This window comes from Paraprevotella xylaniphila YIT 11841 (assembly GCF_900683745.1).
Lineage (GTDB): Bacteria > Bacteroidota > Bacteroidia > Bacteroidales > Bacteroidaceae > Paraprevotella > Paraprevotella xylaniphila.
In genome coordinates this window covers 146,722-165,215 of record NZ_LR215980.1, presented here as the reverse complement: position 1 = coordinate 165,215, position 18,494 = coordinate 146,722, and the positions used below count along the sequence as shown (strand labels likewise).

Annotated in this window: 12 protein-coding genes; 6 read left to right on the top strand and 6 right to left on the bottom strand. The window is 48.3% G+C overall.

All coding sequences use genetic code 11. The features are described from left to right. Window positions 1-281: 281 nt before the first annotated feature. Together E0E47_RS00690 and E0E47_RS00685 are read right to left on the bottom strand one after the other, a co-directional pair. Window positions 282-1,886 carry an O-antigen ligase family protein gene (locus E0E47_RS00690; RefSeq protein ID WP_232038280.1) on the bottom strand — a complete coding sequence of 535 codons (1,605 nt, stop codon included), beginning with the start codon at window positions 1,884-1,886 and terminating at the stop codon, window positions 282-284. Then, window positions 1,873-2,181 carry a Dabb family protein gene (locus E0E47_RS00685; RefSeq protein WP_008624724.1) on the bottom strand — a complete coding sequence of 103 codons (309 nt, stop codon included), beginning with the start codon at window positions 2,179-2,181 and terminating at the stop codon, window positions 1,873-1,875. Before E0E47_RS00685 ends, E0E47_RS00690 begins: the two co-directional genes overlap by 14 nt. 116 nt (window positions 2,182-2,297) lie before the next feature. Between E0E47_RS00685 and E0E47_RS00680 the strand changes: the two genes are divergently transcribed. The 6 genes from E0E47_RS00680 to E0E47_RS00655 are packed head-to-tail and all read left to right on the top strand — an operon-like array spanning window position 2,298 to window position 10,622. Next, complete coding sequence (locus E0E47_RS00680) at window positions 2,298-2,519, top strand: DUF4492 domain-containing protein (protein WP_008619362.1); 222 nt, start codon at window positions 2,298-2,300, stop codon at window positions 2,517-2,519. A 21-nt stretch (window positions 2,520-2,540) separates the two neighbouring features. Further along, window positions 2,541-4,037: a cytochrome ubiquinol oxidase subunit I gene (locus E0E47_RS00675; protein ID WP_130892583.1), complete on the top strand. Its 1,497-nt coding sequence runs from the start codon at window positions 2,541-2,543 to the stop codon at window positions 4,035-4,037. A gap of 37 nt (window positions 4,038-4,074) precedes the next feature. After that, complete coding sequence (gene cydB / locus E0E47_RS00670) at window positions 4,075-5,226, top strand: cytochrome d ubiquinol oxidase subunit II (RefSeq protein WP_130892582.1); 1,152 nt, start codon at window positions 4,075-4,077, stop codon at window positions 5,224-5,226. 18 nt (window positions 5,227-5,244) lie between these two features. Next, entirely contained in the window at window positions 5,245-5,883 is a 639-nt protein-coding gene (gene udk / locus E0E47_RS00665) for a uridine kinase (protein WP_008624704.1), read from the top strand. Beyond that, window positions 5,880-7,202 (top strand): MltF family protein, encoded by a 1,323-nt coding sequence (locus E0E47_RS17465; RefSeq protein WP_130892581.1) that lies wholly within the window; start codon window positions 5,880-5,882, stop codon window positions 7,200-7,202. Before udk ends, E0E47_RS17465 begins: the two co-directional genes overlap by 4 nt. A 3-nt stretch (window positions 7,203-7,205) precedes the next feature. Next, window positions 7,206-10,622: a DEAD/DEAH box helicase gene (locus E0E47_RS00655; protein ID WP_130892580.1), complete on the top strand. Its 3,417-nt coding sequence runs from the start codon at window positions 7,206-7,208 to the stop codon at window positions 10,620-10,622. Window positions 10,623-11,220: 598 nt separating this feature from the next. On the opposite strand, the gene E0E47_RS00640 is transcribed toward E0E47_RS00655, so the two are convergent. The 4 genes from E0E47_RS00640 to E0E47_RS00625 all read right to left on the bottom strand — a co-directional run bounded on the left by E0E47_RS00640 (window position 11,221) and on the right by E0E47_RS00625 (window position 18,485). Then, complete coding sequence (locus E0E47_RS00640) at window positions 11,221-11,745, bottom strand: RNA polymerase sigma factor (RefSeq protein ID WP_130892579.1); 525 nt, start codon at window positions 11,743-11,745, stop codon at window positions 11,221-11,223. 183 nt (window positions 11,746-11,928) lie between these two features. After that, window positions 11,929-13,683: a RagB/SusD family nutrient uptake outer membrane protein gene (locus tag E0E47_RS00635; protein ID WP_130892578.1), complete on the bottom strand. Its 1,755-nt coding sequence runs from the start codon at window positions 13,681-13,683 to the stop codon at window positions 11,929-11,931. 7 nt (window positions 13,684-13,690) lie between these two features. Then, on the bottom strand, window positions 13,691-16,903 hold the full coding sequence (locus tag E0E47_RS00630; protein ID WP_130892577.1) for a SusC/RagA family TonB-linked outer membrane protein: 3,213 nt from the start codon (window positions 16,901-16,903) through the stop codon (window positions 13,691-13,693). Continuing rightward, entirely contained in the window at window positions 16,893-18,485 is a 1,593-nt protein-coding gene (locus E0E47_RS00625; protein WP_130892576.1) for a fasciclin domain-containing protein, read from the bottom strand. Before E0E47_RS00625 ends, E0E47_RS00630 begins: the two co-directional genes overlap by 11 nt. Window positions 18,486-18,494: the final 9 nt, after the last annotated feature.

Below are 18,494 nucleotides of genomic sequence, written 5' to 3'. Positions count from 1 at the left end.
TTTACCCTATAAAAGCCTTACCAACTTTTATCTATGGGTTGTTGCAAATATAGGTATCCCGCCTGCATTTACAAAATATTTTTTTAATAAAATCAATAAACATGTTTTATAACACAACAAACAGACACTATTTGTCTACCTCTAAGATTACAAAACAGCCTTCATCCTTCAGGGTACATGTTAATTTGAAGTTATAGGCTGAAGGATGTTTTTGCAAAACCTCTTGGGAAAACTTCTGGAAGGGGATGCAATACGAGACAAGAGGAATCCACCGTAAAATTCTACCGCCTCATAACTCGTTCCGTATAATGGTCCAAACATTCATTAGCTTCTTGGATAATCCTTTTCACCGCTGCGGATTTCTTAATTTTAACAGGCTTATTCATAATTGTTCTCGCCACTTCACAAGCATTTACACTATCCCCGTTTTCCCTATAAATCCGCATCTCATGGTATAAAGGTAAAAAGCGGTTAGGCACCATCCTGTTGGCATACCTATATTTTTCAATAGCCATTTGAGGCTGCCCTAAATGTTGGTAACAGCTTGCCATGAGCATCTGCACATTATAATCATTATATTTACTGGCGCACTCTTGAAGTATTTTCAGTGCTTCATTATAATGTCTTTCAAAATGAAGTTCTGCACCATAATTATACAAGAAAGCTCCGTCATCTTTCAAATCCTTATATAATTCGGCATATTGTGGTAACATATCCAAAGTTTCTCCCATCAAGGCTTTCTCTTGCACCTTAACCCAATGCACCTCATTTTTATATGACACGGCCATGGGAACAGAGTAAAGAAAAGCAACAAGCAAAGCACAAAAAGCCAATGGCCTGACAAAACGGAACCGTGCAAACACCGGGAAAAGACTAACTGATAGAAGATAAGCTATGACAAGCCAAACAAAAGGGATATGGAAAGGATAAGAAAACATCGCCCAAATGGCAAGAGCGAAATACAAACTTATCCAAAGTTTCTTCTGCTTATCACAACCCTTAAAAACGTTCTTCAAAATCCACCCCAACATCAGCAATAAAAGAATCAACCCCGCAATACCATATTGAACGGTAAACCACAAGAATTCATTAAACGGATGAGAAAGGTTATCTGCCAACAAAAGAAAAGAAGATTCAGGATTCCGCATAAAATAATCGGCCTGATACGGCATATAGAAAGCATCAAAACCATTGTTTCCCCATCCCAGAAACGGACGGTCGGCAATCATGTTCGCAGAAACTTTCCATGCCAACAACCGTCCGTCTGCCGAGTCTTGTTTACACCAATACAACACTCCTGCCAACAAAGCCAAAGCAACCCACAAAAGAATTATTCGTTTTCGATTGAACCTGTAATCTTTTATCACCCCCAACTTAGGCATCCACATGATAAAAGCGGAACATATCCCTGCGAGTATGCCTGTGCGAGAAGCTGACAATATTAAAAAAGCCCCCATACAAAAAGTCAAAACACCCCAGACTAAACGACAAACAGCAGTTGACCTTGCAGTAAAATACATACCTATGGGCAAGCAAAAGGACATGAACATAGCAAAAACAGCCGGATTGTCAAAACTACCGGTAAAGTGATAGTAAGGGTTGATTACAGGAAAAAGACCGCCAAGTTGCAATAGGGCACATACTATTTCCAAGATTCCCACACAAAAAAAAGACATGAGAACTGCGTGTGTTGAAGACAAGTAATCCCGTTTCAAGACAACGGCCATACAAAAGCAGATGCCAATGACCATCACGCTAAATGCAGCCCACATGTGGCATAACAAGTGAGCCAGGCGGAAATGTGGAAAAGCCGCCATAAAAGCAGTGCCGCCACATAAAAGCAAGGCAACACCGCCCCACAAAACCGTACTCCTATTCCACCTCACATTCATAATCCACGCACGAACGGCTCTGTTTGCAATCCTTCAGCAAAGCCGCTACGGCCAAATGAGCCGGATGGACCGCATAAGCCCTTACGTCGTCCATCGTGTCGAACTCGCTGTAGAGCGCGATGTCGAACTGTTCTTCCGGATTGGCATTCAACCCGACTTCAATCTTCCGGATAAACGGGATTTTGGCAGGCAGTGCCTCTATCCCTTTCTTAAAAGCGTCCATCACATTTTTCTTACGCCCAGCTTCCATCTCAGAAGCCAACTGAAATAATACGATATGTTTCACCATAATAATACAACGTCTTTTATATTATTTTCATCCAAAGTTAGCAAAAAATCCGTTCATGGCACCCGCTTCCAACTGTTTTTTGCTTACCTTTGCCTTATCACACTTATGCATCCATTATGATCAGACAAGGAATCATCGGTATTTGGAGATTTTACCGCGACGGTTTCCGCAGCATGACGCTGGGACGTACGTTGTGGGCCGTGATTCTCATCAAACTTTTCATCATGTTCTTTATCCTGAAACTTTTTTTCTTCCCGCCTTTCCTCAAAGGCAAATCGACCGAAGAAAAGGAAGACTATGTAGGCAACGAACTGATAGAAAGAGCTATCCATCCTTAATTTGAAATAAAAACAAGGCTTATGTTAGACAATATGGAGACAATGATAGACTGGTCAAGGGCACAATTCGCCCTGACGGCAATGTACCACTGGCTGTTTGTTCCGCTCACGTTGGGACTGGCCGTCATCATGGGAGTTATGGAGACACGATACGTCATTTCCGGTCATAATTTCTGGAAAAGGACAGCCCGGTTCTGGATGAAACTGTTCGGAATCAATTTCGCTATCGGAGTAGCTACCGGACTGATTCTCGAATTCCAATTCGGTACGAACTGGAGCAACTATTCCTGGTTCGTAGGTGATATCTTCGGAGCACCGCTTGCTATTGAAGGTATCGTGGCCTTCTTTATGGAGGCCACTTTCGTGGCCGTAATGTTTTTTGGATGGGACAAAGTCGGCAAGAAGTTCCATTTGGCTTCGACATGGCTCACCGGCCTGGGAGCCACCTTGTCTGCCTGGTGGATTCTGGTGGCCAATTCATGGATGCAATATCCCGTAGGAATGGTATTCAACCCCGAAACGGTACGCAATGAAATGGTCGATTTCCTCGCCGTAGCCTTTTCGCCTGTAGCCGTAATGAAATTCTTGCATACGGTACTCAGCAGTTGGATTGTAGGAGCCGTGTTCGTCATTGGAGTTAGTGCCTGGTTCCTATTGAAACGGCGTGAGAAGGAATTCGCCTTGGCCAGTATGAAAATTGCAGCATGTACAGGTATGGCCGCCTCACTGTTGACACTATATAGCGGAGATAAATCCGCCTATCAGGTCGCACAATACCAACCGATGAAACTGGCTGCCATGGAAGCGCTTTACGAAGGTGGGACAAGACAGCCGTTAACAGTGGTCGGCGAATGGAAAATCCCGACCATGCTGTCTTTTCTGGCCACACGGAATCCCGACGGTTACGTACCGGGAATCCACAACATCCTAGCGGGAGGATATACGACAAACGACGGTTCCAAGGCTCTGTCCGCCACAGAAAAGATAGCGAAAGGCAAAATGGCAATCGCGGCCTTATCGGATTTCCGGCAGGCTCAAAAGGACGGCGAACAAGATAAGATGGACGCGTCCCGCCGCACATTGGAAGAAAACATGCCATACTTCGGTTACGGTTATATTCAAAACCCTGACGACCTTGTGCCGAATGTAGGACTTTCGTTCTGGACATTCCGGATTATGGTAGGTTTCGGGATGTATTTCCTTGCTTTTTTCGCCTTGGTTATTTTCCTGTCATGGAAAAACATGCTATATGGACAAAGATGGCTGCACCGAATCGCCCTATGGAGCATTCCTTGCGCCTTCGTAGCCAGCCAGGCCGGCTGGGTCGTAGCAGAGGTCGGGCGACAACCTTGGGCCATCCAGGATTTGTTACCGGTCAATGCCGCCATATCCAACCTGTCCGCAGGAGCGGTACAAACGACATTCTTCATCTTTCTGGCCATTTTCACTATTTTATTCATTGCCGAGATAGGCATCATGGTAAAAGCCATCCAAAAAGGGCCTGAATCCCGGGCGTAACCGATAAAAAGATTAGTCACTGTCAAATATCAAAACTATGGAATCTACCTATATTTTTCTACAGCATTATTGGTGGTTCATCATATCCCTGTTAGGGGCGCTATTGGTCTTCTTGTTGTTCGTACAAGGGGGCAACTCATTGTTATTCCGCTTGGGAAAGAATGAAACGGAACGCGCCTTATTGGTGAACGCGACAGGCAGCAAATGGGAGTTTACATTTACCACGCTCGTCACTTTCGGAGGGGCTTTTTTTGCCTCTTTCCCTCTGTTTTACAGCACAAGCTTCGGCGGAGCATATTGGCTGTGGATGCTCATACTTTTCAGTTTCGTACTACAAGCCATTTCTTATGAATTCCAATCGAAATTAGGAAATCTGTTAGGCAAACGTACTTACCAATCTTTTTTGGTATTCAACGGAGTCATGGGTCCGGTTCTGCTTGGAGTGGCCGTAGCTACATTCTTTAACGGGTCTGATTTCCTTGTCTGCAAATCCAATCTGACGGAAACTACAAATCCCGTCATCAGTCATTGGGGTAACGAATGGCACGGTTTGGATGCCTTGGCAAATCCTTGGAATCTCATGTTGGGACTGGCTGTCTGTTTTCTGGCTCGTATTTTGGGTTGCCTTTATTTCATCCGCAGCATTCGCGACACAGGGCTGATTCCACGTTGCCGCCGCCAGTTATTGGGAGACAGCATCCCATTCTTGCTTTTTTTCCTGGCTTTCGTGGTCCACACGCTATTGAAAGACGGTTTTGCCGTCCATCCGGAAACCGGCATCATTTTCATGGAGCCATACAAGTATTTCCACAATTTGACAGACATGCCGATATTGCTTGTCTTGTTCCTTTCAGGTGTGACAGGTGTGCTTTTCGGCCTCATTCGTGGTATCTTCTGCCACACCTGTCACAACGGTTTTTGGTTTACAGGCGCAGGAACCATACTGACCGTATTATCCTTACTCCTGTGTGTCGGTTATAACCATACAGCCTACTATCCCTCCACTGCGGATTTACAAAGCTCTTTGACCTTGGCAAACAGCTGCTCCAGCCTATTCACCCTAAAGACCATGGCCTACGTGTCTCTCCTCCTTCCCATTGTCGTGGCCTACATCGCATACGTGTGGAAGGTTATGGACCGCAAACCGCTCACATCGGAAGAAGTCACCGAGAACGAGGATGTATATTAATACAAAAACAGAATACCCATGTATATTATCGGAATAGCCGGAGGCACGGGCTCCGGAAAAACAACAGTCGTACGCAAAATCATAGAGAGCCTGCCCGCCCACGAAGTAGCCCTCATACCACAAGATTCCTATTACAACGACAATACAGGAATACCGATGGAAGAGCGACGTAAAATCAACTTCGACCACCCTTGTGCTTTCGATTGGAAGTTGTTGATACAGCATATCAAGACCTTGAAGGCAGGACAAGCCATTGAGCAACCCACTTATTCTTATTTGGAGTGCAACCGGCTCAAAGAGACCATACACGTGGAACCGCAAAAGGTAATTCTCATTGAGGGCATACTCGCCTTGTCCAACAAAGAACTCCGCGACCTGATGGACTTGAAGATTTTCGTGGATGCAGATTCGGACGAACGCCTCATCCGTGTCATCGAACGCGACATCGTGGAGCGGGGAAGAACTGTACAAATGGTGGTGGACCGCTATCGGGCCGTACTCAAACCCATGCATCTGGAGTTTATCGAACCGACCAAACGCTATGCCGACCTTATCATTCCCCAGGGAGGAGAAAACGAAAAAGCTATCGAAATCATGCGTACCTACATCCTTCACCATCTCAGCCTCCGTTTGGAACAAAGCGGACAAGCCTTATGAGAGTCCGTGCAAACGGAAACAGAACGGAAACCCGTTCCCAGTTACAAAGAAGGAGACCGGACTTATGGAAACCCTATCTGTCAATCAGCCTCATAACCTCCCTATTGCTGTCCTTCAATGCCGTATCCTGCGGAGAAAAAGAAGAGAAAAAAATATCCCCTTTGGGTATTACGGAAGAGGAAGGTGCGGAAACAGCTTATGACTTAGACCAGATACAGGAAGCCGGCGAACTGATAGCCGTCACGCTGTCCGGCCCCGACACCTATTATGAATATAAGGGAAAAGGATTCGGGCTGCAATTTGAATTGGCCGAACACTTTGCCGTTTCCATCGGTGCCAAGCTCCGTATGGAAGCCGTACGCGATACGGCGGAACTTTTCCAACGTCTGAAAAAAGGAGAGGCAGACCTCATCGCGTTGGAAATTCCGGAGAACCACATGACAGACATGGAACTGCAATTCTCCGGTGTCCGGTCGTGCCTGTCAGACAGCACGGCCGCAGCCAAAACCGGATGGGTCGTACGAAAGGATGCACCCTTCCTGGCCGAAGCCTTGGACGGATGGTATAAACCCGAGACGCGGTCTTTCTTGCAAAAAAGGGAACAGTTGCGCCTGTCTCCCGGCGGAAATGTAAAACGCCGTGTCCGTGCCCCCTTCCAGAATCGCGCCAAGGGCATTATCTCGCCGTACGACACCCATTTTATCCGTCATAGCCAAGCCATCGGGTGGGACTGGCGGCTCATGGCCGCACAATGTTACCAAGAGTCCGGTTTCGACCCGGAAGCCGTATCGTGGGCCGGAGCACGCGGACTGATGCAGATCATGCCTGAGACAGCCGTACATCTCGGCTTGCCCGCCGACCAAATGCACCAACCCGAAAAGAACATCAGTGCGGCAGCCCGGTACCTCCGTGAACTCGAACGTAAATTCAGCGATATACCCGGCAGGGCGGAACGTATAAACTTTATCCTGGCGGCCTATAATGGAGGCACGGGACACGTCCGCGACGCCATGGCCTTGGCACGCAAGCACGGCAAAAACCCGCACCTGTGGAACGACGTGGCTCCTTTCATCCTCCGCCTGAGCCAACCGCAATATTACAACGACCCCGTGGTGCGTTACGGTTACCTGCGCGGAGAAGAGACCTACGGCTACGTGACTTCCATCCGTGAACGTTGGCAACGCTACCGCGCTGCCGTCCATGGCGGCACGACCGGTGCCGCTCCCGCCCCGTCGCGCAAGAATTCTCGCGGAGGATTCAAAAGCAAAGTACTGAGTGCCGAAGAACTGGAAGCCAAGTCCAAACAGAATACGCCATAACCCATGACGGAAGAGATTCAGGACATATTCGATGAAATCAGAAACATCATGCAGCCGGACATGGACCATACCGCACGTTACCATGCCCTTGACACGCTGTTGCTCCGTGCGCTGAAAGACCGGACCCGCCACAGTCCGGTGGATTTCACCCACACGGCCGCACGCCTGCACTGGCTCTGCAAACAAACCGGCCATCCGTCCCACCCGTTGGAAGTGTTCCGTGCACGGGCAGGACGAATACAAAAAGGGCTTTTCCTGCCCAACGGAGAGGATGAAACCTACGACTTAAAAGCGGTCTGCGAAGGATTGGCAGCTTTTTACCAGACTCATGTCCCGGAGGACGTGCAAAAACGCCTGCCCCGCCATTGGCGACCCGCTCCCGCACCTGCCGAAAAAGTACTGCAGGCCAAACGTATCCGGATAACGGTGCACCGGTGGGACGAGCATTTCATTTATGGAAAAGACCACACGCATCCCACGGAACAACTGTTGAAAGTGGAATATGCCGACGAAACCGACCGCACGTTCGCCGACTTGAACGGACAACTGTACGAAGGGGCACAGCTCAATCTCTTATCGGTCAAGGCCATAAAGGCGGAAGGCGCATATCCTTACGTCCTAAAACCCGAGATGTTAGTTCTCGACCCGGATTTCCTGATTGACATTACAGCCTTGTGCGCCTGCATCAAGCCATACGGGTATTCGGCATACACCCACTTGTTGAACAAATTCGCCCCTCCGGCACGCTCTGCGGCCATACAGTTGGGAAATGCGGCCAACCAGTTTCTGGACGACTGCGTGAATGAGCGATTTATCCAAAACGCAGACGGGACGACGGAAGCGGAACTCTACCTGCGTTCCATGCAAAATTCTTTCCGGTTCTCCCCTCTTGCCTGGTCCACCTTGCCGGACATCGACCGCGATTTCTTCAACCGGTGCGAAATGCAATTCCACCACATCCGGCAAACCGTACGCAACAGTTTCAGCGCCGCAGGCATCGACATCCGGCAAACGGAAGTGGAACTGGAGCCTTCTTTCCTTTGCGAAGCCCTCGGGTTGCAAGGGCGTATGGACCTGCTCACCCGGAACGCCGACAAATTAGTGGAACTGAAAAGCGGAAAAGCGGACGAATATCCCTACCGCAGCCCGAAGGAAGAACACAGCCTGCAAATGGCCCTGTACAAAGAAATCCTGTATTATAACCTGGACCGCAGGCGTGAGCAGGTACAGTCTTACCTCTTCTATTCACGCTACCCCGGGCTTTATGCCGTAGACGTGCCGCGCAGCCATATCCGCCGCGCCATGGCCCTGCGGAATGCCATCCTGCACATAGAGCATCGCCTGAGAAGGGGGGAATCCCGCACGTTGATAGAAGAGCTGACGGAAGAACGGCTCAACGTGGACGGACGCGCCGACCGGCTCTACAGCCGCTACCTGCGCCCCCGCATGATGGAAATACTGGCACCGCTTCATGGCATGAGGGGAATGGAAGCCGATTATTTCCATCGCTTCCTGACGTTTACCGCCCGCGAACAATTCCGCGCCAAAGTCGGGGACGACCGGGCTGACTCGCCGGGCGGGTTCGCCGAAACATGGTGCTGCGACACGCAGACCAAACAACAGAACGGGAACATCCTGACCGGACTGAAACTGCATCCCGTCCCCGACGAGGAAGGTGCCGTCGTGCGGTTGGACTTGCAACTTCCGGAATATGGCGAAGACTTCCTCCCGAACTTCCGGCAGGGTGACATGGTGATGCTCTACGAACGGAACCACGAAGGGGACAACGTGACGAACAAACAGTTCTTCCGTTGCACCATAGAGGAAATCCATCCTGAACGCATGCTGCTGAAACTATCTTACAAACAGCGGAATGCCGAAGTATTCCGCCCCGACAGCCTTTATGCCGTAGAACCGGGCTACATGGATGCCACATTCAACCAAGCCTATTCGGGACTGTTCAGCCTGCTCACCGCCCCACGGGAACGGAAAGAGCTGCTGTTGGGCATACGGCCACCGGCCACCGACCCGTCCGTAAGGCTCCACCGGCATTACCTGAATGAAGAAATAGACCGTATCGTCCTGAAAGCCAAACAGGCCCGGGATTACTTCCTGCTTGTCGGGCCGCCGGGGACAGGAAAAACGTCGGTGGCCCTGAAATCCATGGTAGAAGAGTTCTTGTCGGACCATCCGCAAAAGACCCTCCTGCTCATGGCTTATACCAACCGGGCTGTGGATGAAATCTGCCATACGCTGTCTGCCATCAACCCTGCTCCGGAATATATCCGCATCGGGCAGGAACTGAACTGCGCCCCGGACTTCCGGACACGGCTCATGAAGCACGTCATCGGGGATGCCACCTCCCGAAAAGAAATCTACGAGAAGTTGGCGCCCGTCAGGGTGTTTGCCAGCACCATCAGCAGCCTATGCAGCCAGACGGAACTGTTCAGCCTAAAGGTCATCGACGTGGCCATCATCGACGAAGCCTCACAGGTGCTCGAACCCCAACTGCTCCCCCTGTTATGCGCCACCACTCCGGTGAACCGGGGAGACTATAACCTGAACCGTCTGGCCATCGGGAAGTTCATCCTCATCGGCGACCACAAGCAACTGCCCGCCGTGGTGAGCCAACCCCGGGAAATGTCACGGGTGACCGAGGATAGCCTGCAAGCCATCGGGCTGACCGACTGCCGTAACTCCCTGTTTGAACGCCTGCACCGGCTAAACAGCCTGCAAGGCACGGAAGGCATCGTGGAAATGCTTCACCGCCAAGGACGCATGCATCCGTCCATCTGCGAATTTGTCAACCGTAATTATTATAACGGCGGACTGGATGCCGTTCCCCTCCCCCATCAACAGGAACCGTTGGCTTTCGGCATCCGGCCGGACGATGACCGATGGACCGCTTTCGTAGCCGGTACACGCATGGCATTCATTTCCGTACAAGCCGACGAAGCAGAATATTATATAAAAAGCAACAAGCGGGAAGCCGAGACCGTGGCACACTTAGTACACACCCTTTGCCAACTGCACAGCCGCTCGGGCATCCCCTTCAGTCCCTGCAAGCAAATCGGAATCATCGTCCCCTTCCGCGCACAAATCGCCATGATACGCAAAGCCTTGGCCGAACGGCACATTCCCGACACGGCCGGCATCACCATCGACACGGTGGAACGTTACCAAGGCAGCCAACGCGACATCATCATATTCAGCACCACTGTCAGCCGCCCGTACCAACTCCCTATCTTGTCCGAACCCGTCATGACAGACGGCCGGGAATTAGACCGCAAGCTCAACGTGGCCCTCACCCGGGCACGCAAGCAATTCTTCATGACCGGAAACGAAACGCTGCTCCGGAAATGCACGGCCTACCGGGAGTTTCTGGATTTTTTAAGCAAAGGGCAAATCCTGCGTCTGTAAAATCCCCCATTACAAAATGTCAAAAAGTCAAATCCGATAGTGCGTGGCCCGTTTATCCGTCCCCCACTCGGATGTCCGCCGTAAATACGCGATTCCCGTACCGTCGGGAAAAGACAAGATGGAAGCCGGACACATATTATGTTATCATTATGAAAACCGTTGGCTGCGTCCTGCGCAGCCCCAAGAGAATGGCGTAACCCCGTAAAGCGTTTCGCCTTACAAAAAGACACTCCGGACCCGCAGGCTTTTCCTTTCCAAATAGAAAAAATAACGGTTCCCGAAGCAAGTTATGCCAAGGTTTCAAGGTGCTTGTCCCGCAGACAAGCGCATGACTTCCGACCGTCATGCGGAGAAAAAAAATGTTTTCTCAGCCGAACGATTTTCCATTCTGCTCCAAACGATTCACGTCTTTAGTAAATAAACATAAAAAAACGCCCTGAAACCTTAAAAAAAGTATTCTTAAAAAGTCATTTCCATACCTGTTTCTGTACTTTTCCCGCCCTCAGGCCATCGAAAGGAAAGCCTTTTCCCTTTCCATTTGCATACAGGAAAGCGGAAAAGCCGTGCATACTGTCAAAAACGGGATATCCGATTCCATTCACCCTGCCTTATTCCGGTACGCCCTATCCACCCCCATACGTACCATCCTATGTGCCCTCAACAGATGCGCACCCACGGTGCATTCGGCCACACCAAGCCGGTCAGCGATGGAAGCATACGACATTCCCTTGTAAAAATACAAAAGATACACTTGACGGCGTCTTTCGGTCAACCGTTTCACCATCTTCTTATGCACAAAGCGGAGTTCTTTATAACAATAGTCTTCTTCGACCGTATTGCGACCACACTGTACCTCACCGTAGCTGTATATGTCCATCCGGCTTTTTTTCATATAACGGCGGCGCAGATAATCTATCACGGTATTCCGCATGACCCTAAAGACTAAATTCTGGAGGGTTACCATGCGCACTCCTTCCCGGCATCTCCATATATGTTCAAAGACATCCTGGGTCAAATCTTCCGCCTCTTCCCTGTCACGAACCCGAGAGAAGATATACCCGTTCACCTTCTCCCTATACTGCATATAACATGCAGAAAACTGACTTTCCGTGAATATTTCCATGATATTTGTTCCTTTCAAGTTTTTCTTCTTGCAAAATTAAGCCACATCGGCAAAACAGGATAGGGCAAATTTCGACAAAACGTATGTCATTTTTTCCCATTTCACACTTTCCTCAAAAAAAACAGGCATGGAAACCACGATATAAGCGCAATTCCATGCCTGCCATTCCTTAGTATGTCATTCTCAATTCTCCACCATCGGCAAATACCAGTTATTGCGGTCTCTCAATTTATTATAAAGCGCCTGGTCGGGATTGTCCGGACTCGTACGGCGAGCCACACGGGAAGCCAGGAAATCTTCTCCACGACGGAACGCAAAACGCATCAAGTCGTAAAAACGGTTGCCTTCGTAGGCCGTCTCCAAAGCCATCTCGTCGCAAATCATATCCTCTACTTTCCTTATGCTGTCCTCACGCGAAGCCATGGCCGGCAACGCATAATGCAACGTGTCCATCTCCGCATTCCCGCAACCGCGTGCATGCAACCCCATATTATCCTTGTTGTCATACATGTCGTAAAACGTATAACCGGACTGCATCAAACGGCGGTATTCCCCGTTGGCATCGTATTGTATCAGATTGCCACGGCTCAAACCATACTTCAGCACATGGAAAGCCGTCAACGGATAACCCGCACGGTTGATAGCCTCTGCCAGACGGAGGTAAACCGCCCCCGTACGGTAAGTGGTCACATGCGGCCATAGTGAAGAATACTTATTGATGCTCAACCCGTATCCTTCCTGATAATCCCGGTTGAAACGCAAATCGCCCATGAAATATTGCGGTGTGCCCGGCACCGTGATATATGAATAATACTGGGGATTTTCCTTTGTCCCGTAATACAAAGTATCCTTTGCCAGCCCCGTAAAGCGAGACATATACTCACTTTCATCCGATTCTGATTCTTCTGTATACATCACGTAGCAATAATAAGATTCATCCACCAATTTCTGAAGCGCGTCAGAACCCATGAAAAACCTGAACGATTGCTGCAAACTTCCTAATTTACCATATTGGGAGTTGCCTGCAAATGGAACGAGGCTGATACGTTCCATAGTATTGCCTCCCACAAAAACGGAATTCCAACGGTCCACAATTTGGGCGCCGTCCAAATCCACAGTCCGATAAGCTACCTTTATTTCAGGATTTACAAATCGTTCTTCGGACAATAAATAATCACGATATTCCTGAGCCGCCTTGGCAAAATCGGATTTATTGCCATCCAATGAACCACGCCATAAATAAAGGTCGCCTCTCAGCAAACGGATTGGAAGAAAAAAATCGCTACTGTTTACCGAGCTATTCTGGTCATAAGTGAAGTTCCCGTAATTGGGAAACGGCACATCAACGTAAGGAAGCAAATCATCAATGAAATAAGAACAAATCTCACCCAGTCCCTTCCGTCTGGAAGGGTCGTTCATCACTTGCTCTATTTCAGAATAAGACAGCAGAGGCTGAGTATAGAACGGGATTTCGCCATAAAGCAAAGCCAATTGCAAGTAAGCCCACGCCCGGTAGGCACTCACGGCTGCATATTCCTTCAGGAACACTTTCTGCCCGCGACGCTCCATCTCGGCATCCGCACGCTCCAAATAGAAATTGCAATTATTCACAATGGCATAGTAATCCCGGTAGCGGTTGAAAGTCGCATCCTCCAAATTCTCAAAACGAGCCAAATCCACCCAAGCATTACTTGCACCGGCTAAAGGAACAGGCTTTACCAAATCTCCCCTCAATTCACCTAAAAGCACTCCTTTTTCGACCACGTCTTGAACCTTGTCCAATATACCCAACACAGAGAACACGGTATCGCCCGGTTGAGAAAAATCATGGTCTTCTTCAAACATCACCGTAGTGGTATCCACCTCGCAAGCTGTGAAAGACACCGTAGCCGCCATCCAAATTGCGGTCGACTTTAATATGTTTTTTAACATCTTCATATCCTTGTTAAAGATTAATTTTAACCCCTAAAACGAAACTGCGCCCGTGTCCTAACAAACCACGGTCAATCCCCTGGTAAATCGGATTGCCTGAAATGGAGAGTTCCGGATCACTACCTAAATATTTCGTACACGTAAACAGATTGTTGGCAGCTCCCCAAACTGTAATCCCTTGCAGGAACGTCAAGTTGAAGGGAAAGCGATAGCTCAAACTCAAAGTCTTGAGCTTCAAATAAGAGCCATCCTCAATCCAACGGTCGGAAAAACGTGCGTTTCTCATCCGGTCCCCGTATTCCACACGGGGAATCGATGTCTGCTGCCCCTCTGAAGTCCAACGGTTCAATAAAGCCGTGGTTTGGTTATTATAAGAACTTCCGCTTTCCAATACGGCACGCTGGTAATTGTAAATGTCATTCCCCAAAGAATAACTGAAGAAAGCATCCAATGTCCAATTTTTGTAATGCAGGCTAGTCCCGAAATTACCGAAAATATCCGGATTAGGGTCGCCGATTACATCTTTGTCTTTATTATCAATCACCCCGTCAGCTACCAAATCGGAGAAATGTACATCACCGGCACGGAAAGCACTTCCATTTTTGCTTCCATTACGTAAATCCGTTTCAGCAGCTTCTTCCGAGGTGGCAAACACACCCTGAGTCTTGTAACCATAGAACAAACCGATCGGGTTCCCTACCTTAGTCATGACCTCACCGCCATAAACAGAAGTATAAACCGTCTTATCGTTATCCGGCAATGCAGTCACCTCATTCTTGTAATGGCCGACACTTGCAGAAATTTCCCATGAGAAATCCTTTAATGCCATGACTTTGGCCACAGCCGCAACATCAAAACCCTGGTTTTCCATCTTACCCTCATTACTCCAATAATTGCGCAATCCGCTCACCCCTCCCAATGTCTTGTAAGCTAACATGTTGTTCACATAAGACTTATAATAATTGAATCCAAGCGACAAGCGGTCATTCCAAACGGACATGTCCAAACCAACTGAAATCCGCGTGACCGTCTCCCATTTCAGTTTATCATTGCCGATATTGGCCAAGGACAAACCCGACGTATGATTCAAGAATGCACTTGGAGCAAAGTAAGAGCGGGAGGCAAAGCAATCAATATTGTCATTGCCCGACTGGTCGATGCCGACATTCAGTTTCAAATAGTCAATACCCTTCACGTTCTGGAAGAAAGGTTCGGCGGAAACCACCCAAGCCGCCTGCAAGGACGGGAATATCCCCCAGACATAATCGCCCAGTTTCACTCCCCCTGCGGCATTCCTGCCGAAACGCGTAGATGTCTCCGCCGTCAACGTTCCCTGCAAAAAATACTTATCTGCATAATTCCAATCCGCATTCACATACACAGCCGTGGATTTCCATTCCTCAATAATGCCGTCCACCTTACGGTTCTTCATTTCATTGGTGATGTTCGGCAACTTATCTCCCGCACTGTTGTCTGCACGAATAGCATCCGAATTAAATGAATCGCTTAAATAACGGAAACCGCCAAAAAGATGAATCACATGTCCGCCATAACGGCATGACCAATCAATCCTGGTATCGCTCGCCACGGACAATTGCTTACTGGAATAAGCCCTTGACCTGTTGGCTGTCATATCGTCACCGCTCTCTGTAAAAGTCGGTACCCCCTCATCCGGAATAAACGAACGTTCCGTGACATTGTTCAACACGTAACTTACCTTTTCAGACAGTGTCAGGTTTCGATTGATTTTCCATTTCGGCATGGCACTCAATGAAAACAAAGTATACTCCAACCGGTTTTTATTACTCGCGTCGCCATTCTCCAATATGGACAAGGGATTGGACAAGTTAAAACAATCGTAGTCTGCCATGGATGCCGTAAACCGGCCATATTGGTCAGGATTGTATGCAGCCAATACGGGGGATTTAATCAGGCCCAACATTCCCGGAGACAATGCCAGCCCACTGCCCATTCCGTCATCCCGTAAATTCCGGGTCGTATTGGAATAAGCTACATCCAAACTGCAATCCAGATTCTTCATAAACTTCACATCTGTATTGAAACGCATGTTCAACCTTGCGAAATCATTATACTTCAATGTGCTTTGCGCATTTGCATAGCCTATGGAAAGATTGTAATTAGCCACATCGTCACCACCTTGCACGTTTACACCGTAATTCTGCGTGAAAGCCTCATGATAAACATAATCCTTCCAGTCCGTATCGTTATGGTACATGGCATACTTTTGCTTGTCCGTTGTAAAATCGTCCAAGAAATCCGGAGTTTCGGTCACGTTCCCCATTACATCCGTTGCATACAAACGATATTGCCCGGCATTCATCATCGAAGGCAATTTCGGCAACAATTCAACCGCCCCATAGATGTCTACATCAATCCGTGTAGCCATACTCTTTGCACGTTTTGTCTCTATCACCACAACCCCATTGGCACCTTTCGCCCCATATAATGCAGTGGCGTTTTTCAACACTGTCACTTTCTCAATGTCATTGACACTGATAGCCGAAAGCACGTTATTGACATAACCTTCATGCATTAACGAACGTCCGTTTTGAGTATCAAGAATCACACCGTCCACCACAAACAGAGGTTGCCCGCCTCCATTCAACGAATTATATCCTCCAATAAACATGTTCGCCCCTTGGGCGGGATTACCCGAACGAAGCAACACACGCAAATCAGCACCAAGTTTTTTTGCCATTTCATCTTCAACGGTCAAAGACGAATTTGCAGAAAAATCCCCGACACTGCTCTTATTCGTCACCCTCACTTCATTGGCATAACCATTGGAAAAATGTTCCGAATACATCCTCACTACCAATTCTTTTCCTTTTCCGGCCAAATGTACCCTGGCCAAAGCATAAGTAGGAGTACGCACCAACAATTGATTGGCATACAACGGCACTTTTATTTCAAAGGTACCCTGTTCGTCGGAAATGGAACTGAACCGGTCGTCTCCGGCCACTTGTATGATGCCGCCCTGTACCGGCCCGCCCGTGGCTGCATCGACCAATGCCCCCTTATAAACCACCGTGGGTATCTTATTCATTTCCCTCTGCACTACAATCTGAAGCGAATCAGTTTCTCCTCCTGCGGCCGATAACGTGGAATCTGCCACCCCTTCCGCATCCACCTGTCCATAGGTCGTTTGCAGGCTGCCTGCCAAGGCCATACAAAAACATATACTATATAGATTCTTATTCTTCATCACTTAAATCTCCATCAATTGAGGGTTTCAACAATATGCAATCAATATATAAATCACGTGTATAATCCGACTCACTACGTTTAGGCGTGCTGACGATTTTCAAAGAGATTTTGGCATCTTCCATAGAAGCACGATCGGGGAAATAATCACAATAAGCAAACTGATGCCCTCGTGCCACCCATATCGTATCAACCTTGTCGCCTGGTATTTCAATCCCTTCCACTTCCAACTTTTCCTTCGTGTATTTATCATTCAATTCTACATCAACACGTCCTTTTTTCGTATCAATGGAAGAAGACCAACCGTTACGCGTCAGATTCATCGGAACAAATACAATCCCTATGTCATAAGCGCAAGACAGCACGTTCGGGATTGCATAAGTGACGGTGGCACCCCGCAACATGTTCGTAGAAGTAAACTTCATGTAGTAGCTTGATGACACACCGGTATTTGCAGCGGCAACAAACACCGGACGATCCTTATTTTCATCGTAATAATTAGCCGTAAGCAGATACTCACCGATATTCTCGGCTTCAACGACAATGTCGCTGTTTAAGACCTGATAGGGGCTTAAATTCACATCGGCCGCTTTCAATATTTGTCCATTGCTACAACCTATGGCTTCGGTCCCTTCAAACAAGCCCCCGGCATCTTGTGGACGATAGAACAATTTTCCGGACGTACTTTCCCAATAATCGGATGTCGAAGACTGACTACGGGTTTCAAATACCAAAGCATCCAATATGCTGCGACACGCATACTTGTCTGCCAATTCCGGTTCTTCGTCTTCCGAATAATGATAAAAGCCCTTAAACTTATCCACCAACCGGTCCCAACAATCATTCACGGGAACCAACATCGTATAATCCCGCTGCTCGTCATTCAAGTAGCCAATCTGCCCCCACAATTCATTTGTCAAGACAAACACGGAATCCGTATACACCTGTTCCCCATTCACCACACCGCCCGGTGTACTCAATTCAGGCACAAACTCCAATTTATTAAAGCTATACAAATAATCGGTAATATTAGAAAAATCAGCATCCTGTCTCAAATAAGACCAAACATTGTTATTGTAAACCGCCTGGCAATCTAATATATGCAAATCTCCATTACTGCATTCAATATTAAAAGATTTGGCCGGCGAGCCATTGAAATGAGGCACGCCTCCTTCTGACACAAAAGGCATGGGCTTCCCGTTCAACACCTTTATGGTATCGTTCACAACGGAGGATGCCGCAATAACCCCACGGGCGATATGGTTTTTAACCACTTGCTCCATCACTTCGTCCGGAGTCATGTCCTCACCGGTCACCAATGTCGTGTCTATGCTGCCGGATGGTGCCCAAACCGTATAGCGTTGGCCCGAATCCAAGAACTTGTCATAACCGTATCCTTTAAGCAATTTTGCAAAATCCGACAACTCCGGACGGGCAGTAATTTCCTGCCACAAAGTCCTTGTAGGACGGGGTACACCATCATAATGTGCATCCCAATCGTCCGAACAAGACAAGACCAATCCGGAAGCCAATACCGCCATGCAACAAATAGTTGCCTTGGCATATCTTTTAGAACCTTTCATAATCTTCTG